Below are 16,955 nucleotides of genomic sequence, written 5' to 3'. Positions count from 1 at the left end.
ACTGGTGATTCGAAAAGGCGGTTTCAGGCCAAGGCGATCCGTGAGGAAAGAGCGGGGCCAGGCCCCGCTCCTTCCAATCACGAATCACCAATCACCAATCACGACTTCTTGTCGTCCTTGACTTCGGTGAACTCGGCGTCGACCACGTCGTCCTGCGCGCCACCGGTGCTGCCAGCGGCGCCGGCGGCACCGGCATCGGCGCCCTGCGCGGCGGCCGCGGCCGCGGCGTACAACGACTGGCCGGCCTCCTCCAGGGCCTTCGACTTGGCCTCGATCTGGGCCTTGTCGTCGCCCTTGAGCGCGGTCTCCAGCTCGGCGATGGCGGCCTCGACCCGGCCGATCACGTCGCCGGGCACCTTGCTGCCGTGCTCGGTGATGGCGCTGCGGGTGGCATGGACCAGGCTGTCGGCCTGGTTGCGCGCCTGCACCAGCTCGTGGAACTTGCGGTCCTCCTCGCGGTGCGCCTCGGCGTCGGCGACCATCCGCTGGATCTCCTCCTCGGACAGGCCCGAACCGGCCTTGATCTCGACCTTCTGCTCCTTGCCGGTCTTCTTGTCCTTGGCCGACACGTGCAGGATGCCGTTGGCGTCGATGTCGAAGGACACCTCGATCTGCGGCATGCCGCGCGGCGCCGGCTCGATGCCGGTCAGGTCGAACTTGGCCAGCGACTTGTTGTAGCGGGCCTGCTCGCGCTCGCCCTGCAGCACGTGCACGGTCACCGCCGACTGGTTGTCCTCGGCGGTGGAGAACACCTGCGAGGCCTTGGTCGGGATCGTGGTGTTCTTCTCGATGATCTTGGTCATCACGCCGCCCAGGGTCTCGATGCCCAGGCTCAGCGGGGTCACGTCCAGCAGCAGCACGTCCTTGACGTCGCCGGCCAGCACGCCGCCCTGGATCGCGGCGCCCAGCGCCACGGCCTCGTCCGGATTGACGTCCTTGCGCGGCTCCTTGCCGAAGAACTCGGCCACGGCCTGCTGCACCTTCGGCATGCGGGTCTGGCCGCCGACCAGGATCACCTCGCCGATGTCGCTGGCGCGCAGGCCGGCGTCCTTCAGCGCGGTGCGGCACGGCTCGATGGTCTTGCGGACCAGGTCGTCGACCAGCGCCTCGAGCTTGGCCCGGGTCAGCTTGATGGTCAGGTGCTTCGGACCGGTCGCGTCGGCGGTGATGTACGGCAGGTTGACCTCGGTCTGCTGCGCGCTGGACAGCTCGATCTTGGCGCGCTCGGCCGCGTCCTTCAGGCGCTGCAGGGCCAGCGGGTCCTTGCGCAGGTCGATGCCCTGGTCCTTCTGGAACTCCTCGACCAGGTAGTCGATGACGCGCTTGTCGAAGTCCTCGCCGCCGAGGAAGGTGTCGCCGTTGGTGGCCAGCACCTCGAACTGCTTCTCGCCGTCGACTTCGGCGATCTCGATGATCGACACGTCGAAGGTGCCGCCGCCCAGGTCGTAGACGACGATCTTGCGGTCGCCGCCGGCCTTGTCCAGGCCGTAGGCCAGGGCCGCCGCGGTCGGCTCGTTGATGATGCGCTTGACGTCCAGGCCGGCGATGCGGCCGGCGTCCTTGGTCGCCTGGCGCTGGCTGTCGTTGAAGTACGCCGGGACGGTGATCACCGCCTCGGTGACCGTCTCGCCCAGGAAGGCCTCAGCGGTCTTCTTCATCTTCTCCAGGACCTTGGCCGAGATCTCCTGCGGGGCCATCTTGCGGCCGTCGGAGGTGGCCACCCAGGCGTCGCCGTTGTCGTGCTGGACGATGGCATACGGCACCAGGTCGATGTCCTTCTGCACCTCGGCGTCGGTGAACTTGCGGCCGATCAGGCGCTTCACCGCGTAGAAGGTGTTCTTCGGGTTGGTGACCGCCTGGCGCTTGGCCGGGGCGCCGACCAGCACCTCGCCGTCCTTGGTGTAGGCGACGATCGACGGGGTGGTGCGGTCGCCCTCGGCGTTCTCGATCACGCGGGCCTTGCCGCCCTCCATGATCGCCACGCACGAGTTCGTGGTGCCCAGGTCGATGCCGATGATCTTGCTCATGTGTCTTTGCTCCCTCGGGGAAATTTTTCCGGCCGGTCTGCGTCGGCCCTGTTCGCTAGATAGGGTCCCGCCGGCGCCGTTCAAGTAGGCGTCGCGGCGGCGGGGACCGGTCAGTCGTGGCGCGCGACCACGACCAGGGCCGGGCGCAGCAGGCGCTCGTTCAGCAGGTAGCCCTTCTGGAACACCTGCAGCACGCTGCCCGGCGCGGCATCGCCCGGATCAGCCTGGCTGATGGCCTGGTGGTGCTCGGGATTGAACGGCTGGCCCAGCGGATCGACCACGGTCAGGCCGTTGTCGTTGGCCACCTTCAGCAGCTGGCGCAGGGTCAGCTCGAGGCCGTCGCGCAGCGGGCTGGGCTGGTCGCCGGCGGCGGCCAGGCCGGCATCGAGGCTGTCGAACACCGGCAGCAGCTCGGCCAGCAGCTTCTCGTTGGCGAAGCGGCGGGCCATCTCGATGTCGCGGGCCACGCGCTTGCGCTGGTTCTCCAGGTCGGCGCGCTCGCGCAGGGAATCGGCGCGCAGCTGCTCCAGCTCCCCGCGCAGCGCCTCGATCTGGTCGCGCAGCTGGGCTTCCAGGCTGGCCTCGGCGTTGTCGGCGGGGGGCGTGTTCTGGTCTTCGGTCATGCTGATTGGGCTCCCTGGCGGCGCTCCCGGCCGCCTATTCCGACCCTATGGGGGCCGGGCCGGGACGATTCAAGGCAGGGATTCGGGATCCTCGCCGGGAACCTGCAACGCCGAACCGAGCAGGTCGGCGGTGGCCTGGACCACCGGGATCACCTTGTCGTAGGCCATCCGGGTCGGGCCGATCACGCCCAGCACGCCCAGCACCTGGCCGCCGGCCGCGTACGGGGCGGCGACCACCGAGATGCCCTCCAGCGGGACCAGGCCGGTTTCCTCGCCGATGAAGATGCGCACCCCGGGGGCGCGCTGGGTGCGCTCGAGCAGCTGCAGGATCTCGCGCTTGCGGGCGAAGGCCTCGAACAGTTCGCGCAACCGCTCCAGGTCGGACAGGTCCTGCAGCCCCATCAGCCGCGTCTGGCCGGCCACGACCATGTCCTCGTCCGGTGGTTCCAGCGCCTGCGCGGCCAGCTCCACCGACTGCGACAGCAGCTGCTCCATCTCGTCGCGGGCCTGGCGCAGCTCGTCCAGCAGCATGGCCCGGATCTGCGCCAGCGGGCGGCCGCTGCAGTGGGCGTTGAGGTAGTTGGCGACCCGTTCCAGCTCGGCCGGTTCGAACACCCGCTGCGGCTCGATCACCCGGTTCTGCACCTCGCCATCGGCGAACACCACGATGGCCAGTACCCGGCGCCCACCCAGCGGCACGAAGTCGATCTGGCGGAAGGCGAACTGGCCGCGCTGCGGCGCGCTGACCACGCCGACGAAATGGGTCATCGCCGACAGCAGCTCGGAGGTGTTGCCCAGCAGGGCCTGGGTGCCGGGCGTGCCGGCGGTCAGCTCGGCGCGCAGCCGGGCCAGCTCGCGCTCGCCCAGCGACTTGACCTGCAGCAGGCTGTCGACGAACACCCGGTAGCCCTGCGCGGTCGGCACCCGCCCGGCCGACGCGTGCGGCGAGCTGAGCAGGCCGCTGTCCTCCAGGTCGGCGAGGATGTTGCGGATCGTGGCCGGGCTCACGTCCAGCCCCGACAGCCTGGCCAGGGTCTGCGAGCCGACCGGTTCGCCGTCGCGGATGTAGCGCTCGATCAGGGTGCGCAGCAGCTGCCGCGCGCGCGGGTCCAGCGGGGGTATCGGCGGGGACGGCTGGGCGATCATGGCCGATAGATAGCGGCCGCCCGGCACCTTTGCAAGCCGGCCGGAGGTCGCATCTCAGCCTGCGCGACGGCGCCCGGCGATGCTCGCGGGGCGACGGTTCGCGCCCACCCATGCCGCCCCTACAATGCCGCCATGCTGACCCATCTCGCCCTGAAGGACTTTGCCGTCGTCCGCGCCACCGAACTGGAGTTCGGGCCGGGCATGACCGTGATCTCCGGCGAAACCGGCGCCGGCAAGTCGCTGCTGGTGGACGCCCTCGGCTTCCTCTCCGGCCTGCGCGCCGACAGCGGGGTGGTCCGCCACGGCTGCGAGCGCGCCGAGCTGTCCGCCGACTTCGACCTGTCCGGCAACCCGGCCGCGCGCGAGTGGCTGCGCGGCAACGAGCTGGACGAGGACGGCCAGTGCCAGCTGCGCCGGGTGATCCGCGCCGACGGCGGTTCGCGCGCCTGGATCAACGGCCGCCCGGTCACCCTCGCCCAGCTCACCGAACTGGCCGGGTTGCTGGTCGAGATCCATGGCCAGCACGAACACCAGTCCCTGCTCTCCCGCGCCAGCCAGCTGGCCCTGCTCGATGCCCATGCCCGCAACGACGCCGAGCGCGCCCGGGTGCGCGCCGCCGCTGCGGCCTGGCAGGCGCTGCTGGACGAGCGCGAGGCGTTGCAGGCGCAGGGCGACGTCTCCGACCGGATCGGCTGGCTCGAACACCAGCTGGCCGAACTGGAACGGGAGGACCTGGACCCGGCCGCGCTGGAGGCGCTGGACGCCGCCCACCGCCGCCAGGCCAATGCCGCCGGCCTGATCGCCGCCTGCGACGACGCCCTTGCCCGCCTCGGCGGCGACGACGGCCCCTCGCTGTCGCGGCAGCTGCAGCAGGCCCGCGCCGGCCTGTCCCGCGCCGCCGGGCACGAACCGCGCCTGGGCGAGGCCGACGCCCTGCTCGAGGGCGCGGCGGTGCAGCTGGAGGAAGCCCTGGCCCTCGTCGGCCGGATCCGCGACGACCTGGAGCTGGACCCGGCCCGCTTCGAGGAGCTGGAACGGCGCCTCGGCCGGATCCACGACCTGGCGCGCAAGCACCGCCTGCCGGTAACCGGGCTGGCGGCGCACCGCGACGGCATCGCCGCCGAGCTGCAGAAGCTGCGCGGCGCCGGCGAGCGCCTGGACCAGCTCGACGGCGAGATCGCCGCCGCCGCCGCGGCCTGGCAGGCTGCCGCCGACGCGCTCGGCGTCACCCGGCGCGCCGCCGGCGAGACGCTGGCCGCCGCTACCACCGCGATCATCGACGAGCTGGGCATGGGCGGTGGCCGCTTCCTGGTCGAGCTGGAGCCGGTCGAGGCCCGCCGGCCCGACCCCAACGGCGCCGAGCGGGTCGAGTTCCTGGTCGCGGCCAACGCCGGCCAGCCGCCGCGGCCGTTGCGCAAGGTGGCTTCGGGCGGCGAACTGTCGCGCATCTCGCTGGCGATCGAGGTCGCCGCGCTGGGCTCGGACGCGGTGCCGACCATGGTCTTCGACGAGGTCGATTCGGGCATCGGTGGCGCCGTGGCCGAGATCGTCGGCCGCAAGCTGCGCGCGCTCGGCCGGGCCCGCCAGGTGCTGTGCGTGACCCACCTGCCGCAGGTGGCCGCGCAGGGCCATGCCCACTACCGGGTCAGCAAGGCGCCGGTGGAAGGCATCACCCGCAGCGCGGTGGAGCTGCTGGACGACCCCGGGCGCGAACTGGAACTGGCGCGCATGCTCGGCGGCGTGGAGATCGGCGCCGAGGCCCATGCCGCGGCGCGCCGGCTGCTGGATGCGGCGGTGGCCGCGGACGAGGCCGCGGCGGCGGACACGGCCACCGGCCGGCGCCAGCGCCGTACCGGCACCCGCTGAGCGGTCATCCGATGTCGGGAAGCGGCCGCCCCGCGGCCGCGCGGCTCAGCGCCGCTTCTTGCGCACGTAGAGCACCAGCGAGTGCTCTTCCAGCTCGTAGCCGTGGCGGGCGGCGATCTCGCGCTGCAGCTGCTCGATCTCCGGGCTCTCGAACTCGATGATCTTGCCGGTGTCCACGTCCACCATGTGGTCGTGGTGGCCGCCGCGGTCCAGCTCGTACATCGCCTGGCCGCCCTCGAAGTTGTGCTTGATCACCAGCCCGGCGGCCTCGAACTGGGTCAGGACCCGGTAGACCGTGGCCAGGCCGATCTCGTCGCCGTTCTCCAGCAGGCGGCGGTAGATGTCCTCGGCGGTCAGGTGGTGCTGCGGCTGTTTTTCTTCCAGCAGTTCGAGGATGCGCATGCGCGGGTGGGTCACCTTCAGCCCGACGCGGCGCAGGTCGTTCGATTCCATCTTCTCCTCCTCGTTCACTGCCGGTTTACCGCCAATCCCCCGCAGCCGGCCCCAGGGTGCGCCGGGAGTGTATCATCGGCCGACTTTCCGTCCCGCGTGCCTGCAATGCCAAGCTTCCGACGCCTGCTGCTGATCGCTCCCCTGACCCTCGCCGTGACCGGTTGCGGCATCCTCTACAAGCAGCCGATCTACCAGGGCAACCTGATGGAGAAGGAAGCCGTGGACCAGCTGCGCCCGGGCCTGAGCAAGCAGCAGGTCGCCGGCCTGCTCGGCACGCCGTCGATCCGGGACCCGTTCCACGCCCAGCGCTGGGACTACGCCGCCACCGAGCGCACCAACCGCCGCGGCACCGTCGAAGGCAGGACCCTGACCCTGTACTTCGAAAACGACGCGCTGGTGCGCTGGGAAGGCGACTACTTCCCGGAGCAGGACCTGGAGCTGTCGCGCAAGGCGTACAAGCAGTTCGGCCCGAACCTGGCCAAGGAAAAGGACAAGCGCCGGCGCTGATCCTCAGCCGCCGCGCTGGCGCTGCGCGCGCCGGCGCCGCGCTTCCTTCGGGTCCAGCTGCAGCGGCCTGAGCAGCTCCACCCGGTCCCCGTCCCGCAGAGGCGTCGAAGGCGCCGCCGCCGCACCGAACACCGCCAGCCCGGCCACCTCGTCGTCGTGGCCCAGCGCCGCCGCGCGCACCGCGTCGGCCACGCAGGCGCCCTCCTCCAGCAGCACCTCGCGCTGCAGGAACCGGTGCGGCCAGGCGAGCACGACCTGCACCCGGATCACGCTCAGGCCTCGCGGTCGGCCACGCGCACGAAGTCGTCGACCATGCGGTCGGCCAGCCCCTGCATGCCCAGCGCGAACACCGGCCCGAGCAGGCGCGAGTTCGCCTCGAAGTCCAGGGTCAGCGAGACCTTGCACGCCGACTCGTCCAGCGCATGGAACTCCCACACCCCGTGCAGGCGGCGGAATGGCCCGTCGCGCAGCTGCATGTCGATCCGCGTGGGCCGCACCAGCCGGTTCTCGGTGGTGAACCAGGTCCGCAGCGAGCCCAGACCCAGATCCAGGCGCGCGACCATGCGGTCCTCGCCCTGCTCCAGGACCTGCGCCTGTTCGCACCAGGAAAAGCGCCGCGGATAGGCCGCCACGTCGTTCACCAGGTCGAACATGCGCGATGACGGGTGCGCGACGAGGGCGCTGCGGTGGATGCTGGGCATGGGGTGGAGCGTGTCCGGAAGCCCGGATTGGGCGACAATGGCGGAATGAGCAAGAAGCCGTCCAATGATAAGGCAAAGGCCCGGCGCGAGCCGGCCAACCGCACCATCGCCCTGAACAAGCGCGCGCGGCACGAGTACCACCTGGTCGAACGGGTCGAGGCCGGGCTGGCGCTGCAGGGCTGGGAGGTGAAGGCGATCCGTGCCGGACGCGCCAACCTCACCGACGGCTACGCCTACGTCGAGGACGGCGAGATCTACCTGGTCGGCGCGCAGATCACCCCGCTGATCCAGGCCTCGACCCATGTCATCGCCAACGACCGGCGCACGCGCAAGCTGCTGCTGCACCGTCACGAGATCGACAAGCTGATCGGCCGCGTGCAGCGCGACGGCTACACCCTGGTGCCCACCGCGATGTACTGGAGCGGCAACAAGGTCAAGGTCGAGATCGCCCTGGCCAAGGGCAAGAAGGAACACGACAAGCGCGACACCGCCAAGGAACGCGACTGGCAGCGCGAGAAGCAGCGCGCCATGCGCCGGCACAACAAGGACGCCTGATTCCGCTTTCCCCGCGCATCGCCCCTTTCCGCCGATCCCACGCCTGCGCCACGCCGCGGGGAGGCCCCGCGTGTACACGAACGCGCCCGGCTCGCGGTTCCGGCCACGCATGCCTGCGTAGGAATTTTCCTACGCCAGGCCGAGCCGTTGGCCGACTGTCCCCTGACCTTCCCGCCGAGCAAGCTAACGGGGCCCCGGCAGAACGGCTTGCACGATTGACATGGAACCGCTCTGCAACGGACAAGGTCGCCGGCAGGATGCCGGGCCGGGGAACTTTCAACGGAGGTCGCCACCGATGCACAGCAGCAGTACCCTGCAACTGGTCGTATCCCATGGCGGCTGGCGCCTGATCGACAACGGCAAGCCGTCGTTCTGGTTCCTGGAACGCGAGCAGGCCATGGCCATCGCCCGCGTCATCGCCGATTCCCGCGCCGGCCTGCGCTACATCCCGACCCGGATCGAGGCCGAGAACGAAGCCGGCGAACTGGAGCTGGTCGCCTCGTTTCCGTGATCGGCGCAGGAACACGCACACGAAAAAGGCCGGGATCGCTCCCGGCCTTTCGTCGTTGCGGCATTGGTGGCGGACGGTTGACCATGTGCTGACTGGCCTCCCGAGCTTATGAGCACTGGCGCGGGGTGTTGCGGGTTTGCGGGTGTTTATTGCCGAGAGAGCAGTTCAATGTAGGCCTGGTAACTGTAACTCCGGTTTTTCTTCTGCCCGGTCATTTCCGTCACGATGCCCAACTCTTCCAGCACCTTGACCGCCGCCGTCGCCGTAGGGAAACTGGTATCGAGTTGCTGGCGAACGCGTTCGATGGTGAAGCGCGGCATCATAGGTAGCATTTCGAACAGCCGGTAGCTGGCCGGGCCTGCTTTGGCAGATTGCAAAAGGCGTCGGCGGTCGGTGGCCACAAGACTGGCGACCTCGATAATGTTTTTTTCGGCGTCGCTCGCAGCGGTGGCGACACCTTCCAGAAAGAAAGTCACCCAGGATTCCCAGTCGCCCTCCGTGCGGATGGCCGACAGGCGACGGTAGTACTCAGCTTGGTGTTGTTTGAGGTAGCCGCTGAGGTACATCAAAGGCTCCGACAGCAGCCCCCAGTGTTCAAACAGCGCCGCGATCAGGAGGCGGCCAATGCGCCCGTTGCCGTCAAGAAACGGATGGATGGTTTCAAACTGCGCGTGGATGAGCGCCACCTTGACCATCGGTGGCAGGTCCGTCGCTTCGTCGTGGATGAAGCGCTCCATGTCGGCCAGCAGGGTTGAAACGTGCTCCGGCGGCGGTGGCACGAAAACCGCATTGCCGGGCCGTGTGCCACCAATCCAGTTTTGCGACCGACGCAACTCCCCGGGTTGTTTGCCTGCGCCGCGAGCCCCATCCAGCAGGCGTCGATGTGCCTCGCACAACAGCCGTACGCTAATGGGCAGCCCTTTCGGATCGCGCAGTTGCTCCTGCGTCCAGCGGAAAGCGCGCAGGTAGTTGATCACTTCTTCCACGTCGTCGGTGTTGCTGACCTTGAAGCCAGCTTCCTCGTCGAACAGATCGGTCAGCGTGGCCTGCGTACCCTCAATCTGCGATGTGAGCAGGGCTTCCTTGCGGATGGCGCTGTACAAGAGCCAATCGACCGAAGGCACCAAGCCAGACACGCCCGCCAAACGTGCAAGCGCGAGTTCTGCCAGCCGATTGAGGTCAGTGAACACCTCGGGTGAGAGGGCAGGGTCAGACGGCGGCAAGGCGTGGGGCACGAATGCGCGCACCGATTCACCCAGTGTCGTGGCAATTGAATAGGTCCCGGTGGTGCGTGTCATTGAAAGCTGTCTTTAGTAGATCGCGATCAAATTAAAGCATTCTTTAATTTGAATAGCAAGAATTAAAGATGTCTTTCATTGATCACGATGCATCACCAGACCCTCTTCCGACCAGAAATGGTCGAAGTCATCGCCCACGCCCCAGCCGACGTCCTGCCCCAGTTGGCGCACCCGGTCCAACCTGGCAATGAATGTGGCCTGCTGCGCGGTGGGCAAGGCCAGCACATATTTCAGTGCCTGCTCGAACATCCGCACCAGCGCATCGTAAAAGCTTTCGTCGTCCATGCCGCATCCGGCCAGGAAGTCGAACACCTCTTCGCAATAGAACACGGTGAGTTCGGCCAGGCCCTCGGGCAGGCCCAGGGCCTTCTTGTAATCGCTGATGGCTTTTTTTGCCTTGGCCACCGATTGCGGCTTGCGATAGTCGGACGGATTGATCCACTGCGTGATGATGGCCTTGTAGGGTTCCAGCGGATCATCGCCCAGACCAAAGCGGGCGTGCAGAAAGGCCTTGTTGTCCTTGCTGGCTGTGTACAGGTCTTGCACCAAGCCAAGCAGGCCCGCGCGGTCGAAATCGGCCAGCTTGGATTTGACGTCGCTCCAGCTGGGTGTGGACTTGGTGGTTTTCTTCGTCGCCATTTCAACTACTGCTTGTCACTGTTTGAAATCTGTCCACGGAGGCAGGTATTCGAACTTTTCGAACAACTGAATCGGCGGTCTCCGCATCCACGAAAAACACATTCAGACTGCCGCACGACGGCAACTGCAATCGCTTCTGCTTAAGGCAGAACGGCAACACCCACACCCGCAGTCCTGACGATTTCGGAAATTCGAACACCGGCAGTGCCTTGCTGAAAGCATCCGTCTTCGGGTAGATCAACACCACATCACCAACGCCGTCGAGATAGTTTTGGCCGTAGGCGTGGAGCTGATAAAAGTCCCCTTGATCCAACCCGTACTTTTCCGAACCCGTGGCCTGCTGGCCGTCGATCAGCTTCCATTTGGTGTCCAGTACCAAACGATTCACCTTCGATTCCTGCACTAGCAAATCGGGTTTGAGACGGAACCAATCCTTCTCAAGATGCCTGACCAGCGACAGGGTGTGCGCCTGAGTGCGCAGAGTGAACCCCTGCCCAAGTTGCCGGGCAAGGTGTTTGGCGACGAAGGCTTCGAACACCGCCTCCATCGGGAACAGCAGGGATGGCGCACGATGGCCGCCGGCCCCAGTGAGTGGTGATTCGTCCTCCAGAATTAAGCGAGCCCACGCAAGGGCCGCGTCGTAATGCGCCATGCCGCGATCCAGACGAACCCGCTGGAAGTCCATTGCGGGATGCTGTGATGCTGGTATCTCAGCAAACACAAAGCACAACTCGCGTGCCAGTTGCTGATTGGTCTGCGAGGCAGTCCAAGCCAGCGCGCGTCGCAATGCCGCGTGCAACAGACGGTTTTCTGGCCGGTCAGGAGAAAACTCGTCGAACTCCGCAAAGAAGCGATCACGGCGACAGAGGTTGCGTCGCAGGTGCGTTGCCATCTGCAACTTGCCGCGCAAGGCAAACAGGTTGTCTTGCTGCAGGTTGTAATCACTGCGCAGGCCGCGTTTGACTAGATGCTCCACGGCGCGCAGGAACTCTCCGATGAACACCTCGAGCAACGGCATGCGGGTGGCCACCAGCTTGGCACTGTCGGACTGGATATGACGAAAACCGCCCAGGCAACGAAGCATTTCGATCAGCAGCTCACGCGCCTCATCATCCCCGCCGCCGATGGCCTTGGCGACTTTGGGTAGTACCTCGATCTGATACCCATCCGGTGCCCGAATCACCCCCACGAAACTGGCCACCTGCACGGCCCGTCGACCTCGCCGTTGAGACAGTTTCAGCCACGCGGTTTCGCCCGCTTCGGCTAGGCTCAGGGCCAGGGATTCCAGCCAGGCAAACACCGACTGAGGCACCGAGCGCAGGCCTACGGCATCGGATACGCCGGGGGCATCTGCGGCCAGCGCATCAAATTCGTAGATCGTGGTGCCTGACATTGTGATCCACCCCTCAAGCCAAGGACAGGTAGATGCCACGGTACGCGGCGGGGTTAGCAAATGCCGACGGCTGCGATTGATAGCGCCGCTGGGTGGCGTAGCTGTCCAGGCCGTGGTCGTTGCCGAACAAGTCATTCAAGTCCTGTTCGTGAGCATCGCTCTCGGTGATGAACTGGGCCGCTTGGGGCTTCTGGTTGTCGCCCAGTACCAGCCGAATCTTGCGCCAATCTTCAAAGAAGTACTCCTCCAGCAAAGGCACGATGCGATCGCGGAAGATGTCGGCCAATTTTTCAAAGCGGGCCTCGCCATCATCCACATCCGCCAGTGTTGTGAGATAGGCGTGGCCGATGCAGTGATCGCGGTCGTACAGGGCTTCGATGCGCTCGTTGATGCGCTCCAGCATCTGGCGCACGTCAATCGCGCCGATTGATGTGGTGACCACCAAGCCCGCCAAGGGCGCGCTGTGCGGGTCATCCGCATCTTTCTCTTCACGGGTGTCAGGCAGTAGCGGCACGAAGTCGAAGCGGCGGCGCAGCGCCGTGTCCAGCAATGCGAGTGAGCGATCCGCCGTATTCATCGTACCGATGATGTCCACGTTGGCGGGCACCGAGAACTTCTCGCCGGAATACGCCAAGACCACTTCCACCGGCGGCGCGCTGCCGTCCAACGGGTCGCGCTTGTCGGCCTCGATCAGGGTGATCAGCTCACCGAAGATTTTGCTGATGTTGCCCCGGTTGATCTCGTCGATCACCATCGCAAAGCGCTGGTCGGGAGCTTGCCGCGCCTTGCGGCACAGCTCCTTGAACGCGCCGGGGCGGATTTCGTAGGCCACTTCGCCCGCGTCCGCATCGCCCGCCAGTATGGGGCGCAGCCCTTCGACGAACTCCTCGTAGCCGTAGGACTGGTGGAAGGTGACAAAGCTGTAGCGCTGCACCGCACCGGCGTCCTGCTGGCCACGCTTGAGCTGATCGACCAACGCAATCAGATCGGCGCAGTCGTCGCGCCAGTCTCCGGCAAACTGCCACACCGAATCGGCCGCCTTGTCGAACACGGCGGGGCTCAGGCGCTTTTTCATCTTCACGGTGATGGATTCGTCCACCGTGTGGTTCTGCAGGGTGCGCCACAGCGTTTGCCGGACGTTGCGGTTGGAGCCGTTGGCCGCCGTGATGGCCTGGATGAAACGGTGCTCGGCGATGTCCGCCACCTTCGCCTTGCCGCCCAGGTCGTACAGCGCGGCGGCCGCGCCCTCCCACCATTTCAGCACCGCGATCTTCTCGGCAATGATCTGGTTGCGCCACTCCTCCGGCGAGATCATGGCCGCCGCCTGCTCGTAATCCCGCTTGAGCAGTTGCATCAGCGTGTAGGTTTTGCCGGTGCCGGGCGGGCCGTAGTAGATGCGGTTGATGCAGGTGGCGACTGGCTTGCTGGCGGCGGGCTGTGCAGGCACCGAGGGCGGCGGCGCAAGGCCGGTGCCAATGCTGGCGGCCTCGATGGGCTCGCCCGCCAGGGTGGCCAGCTCGGCCAGATCGGTGCCGAAGTACTCCTTGAGCAAGGTCGATTCGAATTCCGGCAGATCGTCTGCGCCCACCTGCCAGAAGGTGGTGTTGCCCTGAGGTGACCAGTACTTGGAATTGGCGGTGTAGCGATCCGTGCGCGTGGCAGGCTTGAGCACGCGGTAGCTGCGCTGCAGCCAGCCGTCGCCCTTGGCGCAGGGCATGGCGTTTGAGGTGAACTGGCCGATGCGCTGAGGGCTGTTGCCGTGGCACAGGAAGAACAGCGTGCCCAGCGGCGCTTCGGCGAACTTCTTGCCCTGCTCCTTGCCGGTGTCGCGGTGCATCACCGCCCACTGGCCATCGAGGTACTGCTGACGCTCGGCGTCGGTGAAGTTAGGTGGGTTGCCGTGGGAAAGCTTCCAGATGGCCAGGTTCTTCTGGCTCCACGCCTCCCACACCTGCCGCCCGAATTCCAGAATGCCCACGCCCTCAGGGCGCTGGGCCAGCGCGGCCTGCTGCAAGGCGGCCATGCTCTGGCTGGCCGCGCCGCCGGTGAACGCGGCCAGCGGCGCGCGCTTGAAGATGTCCACGATCACCGGCTGCTGCCGGTTCTGGTAGTGAAAGGCGATCTTCCACTTGATGGCTTCGCCCAGATGATCGAAGGCCTCGATACCGTCCAGATCGCCATTCGCAGCCAAGGCTGCGATCTGCCCGACGTAGCCACGCACCTTTTCGAAGGCTTCTTCCGCCGTGGCACCTAGCGCGGAATACCAGCCGTGGGTGTCCGAATAGCTGCGGCTCTCCGCACTCTCGCGCACCTCGGTGTCCTTGCGAGAGAACACGCCGAATTTGAACGCCGAGCCGCCCCAGATGCTGCCCATCTCATCCATGCGGGATTCGATCCAGTAGGTGAAGCTCTCCTTCGAGCCGGCCTGGGTGTACTCATCCAGCGTCATCGTGGCCAGCCGCGAGGCGGGCCAGATGGTCAGAAACTCATCCCACAGGGCGTATTGTTCTTGGAAGTCGCTCACTTCAGCGCCTCCTCAATCCAATCCCACCGCTTGTCCTTGAGCATCACGAACCGGCAACGGTTTTGCGACAGATTGGCCCACAGGCCACCGATCAAGCGGTCATCCTCAGCCTCGTTCCATCGATCCGCGCCCTTGTACTCAACCGCGAGAACCGGCCCCGGCTGGCCTGCCGTCCCTGGCAACTGGCAGAGGAAGTCTGGGTAGAAGCGGCCATCGGCCTTCTGCAAGAAGAATGAACTGCCTTCGCGCCGCACGAGGTTGCGCACCCAGAACTGGATGCGGCCCTGCTGCGCCCACATATCCAACTGGCAGGCACACTCGAATTCTTCCTTGCTGTCGAAGTCACCCATCCGCCCATAGAAGTGCTTGCGGAAATCGAAGTGCCCAAAGCGCCCGTCGTAGTCGCGGCTCGGTGCATAGGCTTGGGCGTGAAACTCAAAGGCGTATTGATCGGTCACCGCCACCCGCGTGGCCGCATCGTCACCGAACAGTGTCTGTTGGAATGCCCTGCCGACGGCCTGTTTGCGCAGCTCACGAATGCGCGCCTCCAGCAGATTGCGAATCAGAAACTTCTGCAAATTGGCCCGCGCCAGCGTGAAACCATCCCGGCGCAGCAAGTCGGTCAGCCACGCCGCGACAAAGGCCTGTTTGCTGGCATGGGTCAGTGACGGCTCGGGCAGGTTGCGGCACAGCCAGGTGGCGAGACGAACCTCATCCCAGTTTTCCGGTTGATAGACGAGGGCAAGATCGCGCTGCAACTCGGGCAAGAAGCGCGACACCACGTGGCCGCCTTCGTCGATGTCGATTTCGCCACCTTCCGACACCTTCAGCGCGGCGCCCAGCGCCTTCAGCTCATCGGCCGTCGGTGCCGCATCGTAGGGTGAGAGGTCCCACGGATACTCCAGCACCTCCGGATCATCAAACAGCGCCAGCTCGCCCTGCACGCGCAAGGCCAACTGTGGCACCCGAAAACGCTCACCCAATTCGGCGGGCGTCTGGAAGAACTCAATCGCCGTGGTGCGGCTGACTTCGGCGGCCTCCACAATCGCCGCTGCGGCGGTTTCCGAAGTCACCGATGCCTTGAGCACTTCGGCTTCATCTTCCGTGAGCGGCGTGCTGATGGTCAGCGTGTTGAGCTTGCCGTCCCAGCTCACCTTGTCTCGCACCGGCTTCGGCACGCTTTTAAGGTCGGGCTTTTCGGACAAGGTAATCGCCACGGGCCGAACGACCACGCGCCCGGCGTGGCCCTCCAAGTCCAGCCGTGCCTGCTCGGCCTTGGCGGCGGTAACGAACTCGGTGACTTCGCGCCGCTCGAACCCGGCACCGGCAACCAGACGGTCGCGCAGTGCGCCAGCTGTCTCGGCAAAGTTGCGGGATACCACGAAGGCATAAGACTGATTCAATGCGCGGGCCTGCCGATGGCTGGCACCGGGCTGCCGCAGCACGCGCCCCAGCAACTGCTCCACCGCCGTAGCCGATGACAGCGAGGCCATGCTCACCAGGATGTAGGCAAACGGGCAGTCCCAGCCTTCGGCCAGCGCCTTCTGGGTGATGACGAACTTCACCGGGCAGGCCGGGTCGGCAATGCCCAGCTTGTAATCGGCATCGATCTGCTCCAGCCCTTTTTCCTCGCCAGTAGCCACCACGATTTCGCTGGCGGGAATGCCGTGGTTGGTGATCAGCTCGTTTTTCACCTTCTCGAAATCCAGCGTCTCGATACCGGCGCGGCGAGGTTCGGACTGAATCAGCACGATGGGCCGCAGATAAGACGCCCCGGCCCGGCGTTCTTCGTCTGCGAGCTTTTGCAAGGCATCGCGGCGGCCAATGGCATCGGCCAGGCACTGCTGCCAGTTGGGCTCCGTTTCCAGCACTACCGGCAGCTTGATCATTTCTTCCGCCTTCAACTCGGCGGCGGAAACGCTGTGCAGCACGTTGCTGGGCGTGCGCTCCAGGTCGGGCGTGGCGGTCAGCTCCATCACCCCGCTGGGGCGAAAGCGCGCCAGCATGTCGAAGGCCAGTTCTGTGCGGCTGTTGTGCGCCTCATCCACAACGACGAACGGGCGGCGCAGGCGCAGCACGTTGGCCAGCGAATACGGTGTGGTGCGCTCGCTGCCCTCGCCATCGGTCAGCAATTCATCGCGCTGTGTGGGCGACAGGTTGTCGAAGTGGTGCATCAGTGCGCCACTGGACTGGTACACCTTGCGGCACTCCTCCTCTTCCACCTGAAATGCCTGCCGGGTGGCGACGATCACCGTGGTCGAGGTGTCCAGCGTGGCGCGGGTCACGCTCTTGGCTTCTTCCAGATCCAGCACCGTGATCGGCCCCGCCTCGCGCAGCGCGGCGTGGTAGGGGTGGTTGCGATCCTTCAGCGCCTTGAGCGTCTGCTCGCGGATCGGTTTGCTGGGCACCAGCCACAGAATCACGCTGTGCTCGCAGCGCAGCAGATGCGTGTTGACCAAGGCCACGCTCTTGGCAGCCAGCCAGGTCTTGCCGCCACCGGTGGGCACGCGCAGGCAGAAGTACGGCATGTCGGCCGGGAAGCCCGACAGCGGGCTGTAGGGGTTGCCGCGCCCCCACAGGCGTTCGGTGGTGGCGGTGAAGGCGATCGAGGGCGACGGCAGTTCGTGGCAGGCCTTGAAATAGGCTTCCACGCTGTCGAGCACTTGCTGTTGATAGATTTTCGGTGCGAATCCGCGAATTTGGGAACTCATG

The 16,955-nt window shown here is 66.2% G+C and carries 15 protein-coding genes; 4 read left to right on the top strand and 11 right to left on the bottom strand.

Going from position 1 to position 16,955, the window contains the following annotated elements:
- Nucleotides 1–98: 98 nt before the first annotated feature.
- From dnaK to hrcA, 3 genes are all read right to left on the bottom strand, one after another.
- Nucleotides 99–2,027 (bottom strand): molecular chaperone DnaK, encoded by a 1,929-nt coding sequence (dnaK, locus tag PSEJ35_RS0110500; RefSeq protein WP_028917752.1) that lies wholly within the window; start codon nucleotides 2,025–2,027, stop codon nucleotides 99–101.
- A gap of 110 nt (nucleotides 2,028–2,137) precedes the next feature.
- A complete protein-coding gene (grpE, locus tag PSEJ35_RS0110495; RefSeq protein WP_028917751.1) occupies nucleotides 2,138–2,650 on the bottom strand; it encodes a nucleotide exchange factor GrpE in 513 nt (170 codons plus the stop codon).
- A gap of 69 nt (nucleotides 2,651–2,719) precedes the next feature.
- The gene (hrcA, locus tag PSEJ35_RS0110490) at nucleotides 2,720–3,796 is read right to left on the bottom strand and encodes a heat-inducible transcriptional repressor HrcA (RefSeq protein WP_037083051.1); all 1,077 of its coding nucleotides are present in this window, start codon (nucleotides 3,794–3,796) and stop codon (nucleotides 2,720–2,722) included.
- Between the two features lie 132 nt (nucleotides 3,797–3,928).
- On the opposite strand from hrcA, the gene recN reads away from it, so the two are divergent.
- On the top strand, nucleotides 3,929–5,662 hold the full coding sequence (gene recN, locus PSEJ35_RS0110485; protein WP_028917749.1) for a DNA repair protein RecN: 1,734 nt from the start codon (nucleotides 3,929–3,931) through the stop codon (nucleotides 5,660–5,662).
- Nucleotides 5,663–5,707: 45 nt separating this feature from the next.
- On the opposite strand, the gene fur is transcribed toward recN, so the two are convergent.
- Complete coding sequence (gene fur, locus PSEJ35_RS0110480) at nucleotides 5,708–6,115, bottom strand: ferric iron uptake transcriptional regulator (RefSeq protein WP_028917748.1); 408 nt, start codon at nucleotides 6,113–6,115, stop codon at nucleotides 5,708–5,710.
- 105 nt (nucleotides 6,116–6,220) lie between these two features.
- Between fur and bamE the strand changes: the two genes are divergently transcribed.
- Nucleotides 6,221–6,622 (top strand): outer membrane protein assembly factor BamE, encoded by a 402-nt coding sequence (gene bamE, locus PSEJ35_RS0110475; protein WP_028917747.1) that lies wholly within the window; start codon nucleotides 6,221–6,223, stop codon nucleotides 6,620–6,622.
- Nucleotides 6,623–6,625: 3 nt separating this feature from the next.
- On the opposite strand, the gene PSEJ35_RS0110470 is transcribed toward bamE, so the two are convergent.
- On the bottom strand, nucleotides 6,626–6,892 hold the full coding sequence (locus tag PSEJ35_RS0110470; RefSeq protein WP_198014179.1) for an RnfH family protein: 267 nt from the start codon (nucleotides 6,890–6,892) through the stop codon (nucleotides 6,626–6,628).
- 2 nt (nucleotides 6,893–6,894) lie between these two features.
- Entirely contained in the window at nucleotides 6,895–7,323 is a 429-nt protein-coding gene (locus PSEJ35_RS0110465; RefSeq protein WP_028917745.1) for a type II toxin-antitoxin system RatA family toxin, read from the bottom strand.
- Nucleotides 7,324–7,368: 45 nt separating this feature from the next.
- Between PSEJ35_RS0110465 and smpB the strand changes: the two genes are divergently transcribed.
- A complete protein-coding gene (gene smpB / locus PSEJ35_RS0110460; RefSeq protein ID WP_028917744.1) occupies nucleotides 7,369–7,878 on the top strand; it encodes an SsrA-binding protein SmpB in 510 nt (169 codons plus the stop codon).
- Nucleotides 7,879–8,173: 295 nt separating this feature from the next.
- Nucleotides 8,174–8,389, top strand: a complete 216-nt coding sequence (locus PSEJ35_RS0110455) for a hypothetical protein (protein ID WP_028917743.1) — start codon at nucleotides 8,174–8,176, stop codon at nucleotides 8,387–8,389.
- A gap of 146 nt (nucleotides 8,390–8,535) precedes the next feature.
- On the opposite strand, the gene PSEJ35_RS0110450 is transcribed toward PSEJ35_RS0110455, so the two are convergent.
- The 5 genes from PSEJ35_RS0110450 to PSEJ35_RS0110430 form a co-directional block, all read right to left on the bottom strand.
- Nucleotides 8,536–9,687 (bottom strand): Fic family protein, encoded by a 1,152-nt coding sequence (locus PSEJ35_RS0110450; RefSeq protein WP_028917742.1) that lies wholly within the window; start codon nucleotides 9,685–9,687, stop codon nucleotides 8,536–8,538.
- Nucleotides 9,688–9,762: 75 nt separating this feature from the next.
- Entirely contained in the window at nucleotides 9,763–10,326 is a 564-nt protein-coding gene (locus PSEJ35_RS17475) for a hypothetical protein (RefSeq protein WP_028917741.1), read from the bottom strand.
- A 1-nt stretch (nucleotide 10,327) separates the two neighbouring features.
- Nucleotides 10,328–11,719 carry an McrC family protein gene (locus PSEJ35_RS16010; protein WP_084635510.1) on the bottom strand — a complete coding sequence of 464 codons (1,392 nt, stop codon included), beginning with the start codon at nucleotides 11,717–11,719 and terminating at the stop codon, nucleotides 10,328–10,330.
- 13 nt (nucleotides 11,720–11,732) lie between these two features.
- The gene (locus PSEJ35_RS0110435) at nucleotides 11,733–14,243 is read right to left on the bottom strand and encodes an AAA family ATPase (protein ID WP_028917740.1); all 2,511 of its coding nucleotides are present in this window, start codon (nucleotides 14,241–14,243) and stop codon (nucleotides 11,733–11,735) included.
- Nucleotides 14,240–16,954 carry a DEAD/DEAH box helicase family protein gene (locus PSEJ35_RS0110430; protein ID WP_028917739.1) on the bottom strand — a complete coding sequence of 905 codons (2,715 nt, stop codon included), beginning with the start codon at nucleotides 16,952–16,954 and terminating at the stop codon, nucleotides 14,240–14,242. The genes PSEJ35_RS0110435 and PSEJ35_RS0110430 overlap by 4 nt, the downstream gene beginning before the upstream one ends.
- Nucleotide 16,955: the final 1 nt, after the last annotated feature.

This window comes from Pseudoxanthomonas sp. J35, from assembly GCF_000513995.1.
Lineage (GTDB): Bacteria > Pseudomonadota > Gammaproteobacteria > Xanthomonadales > Xanthomonadaceae > Pseudoxanthomonas.
Note: the sequence above shows the minus strand (reverse complement) of the source record. Positions and strands in the feature narration are given on the sequence as shown.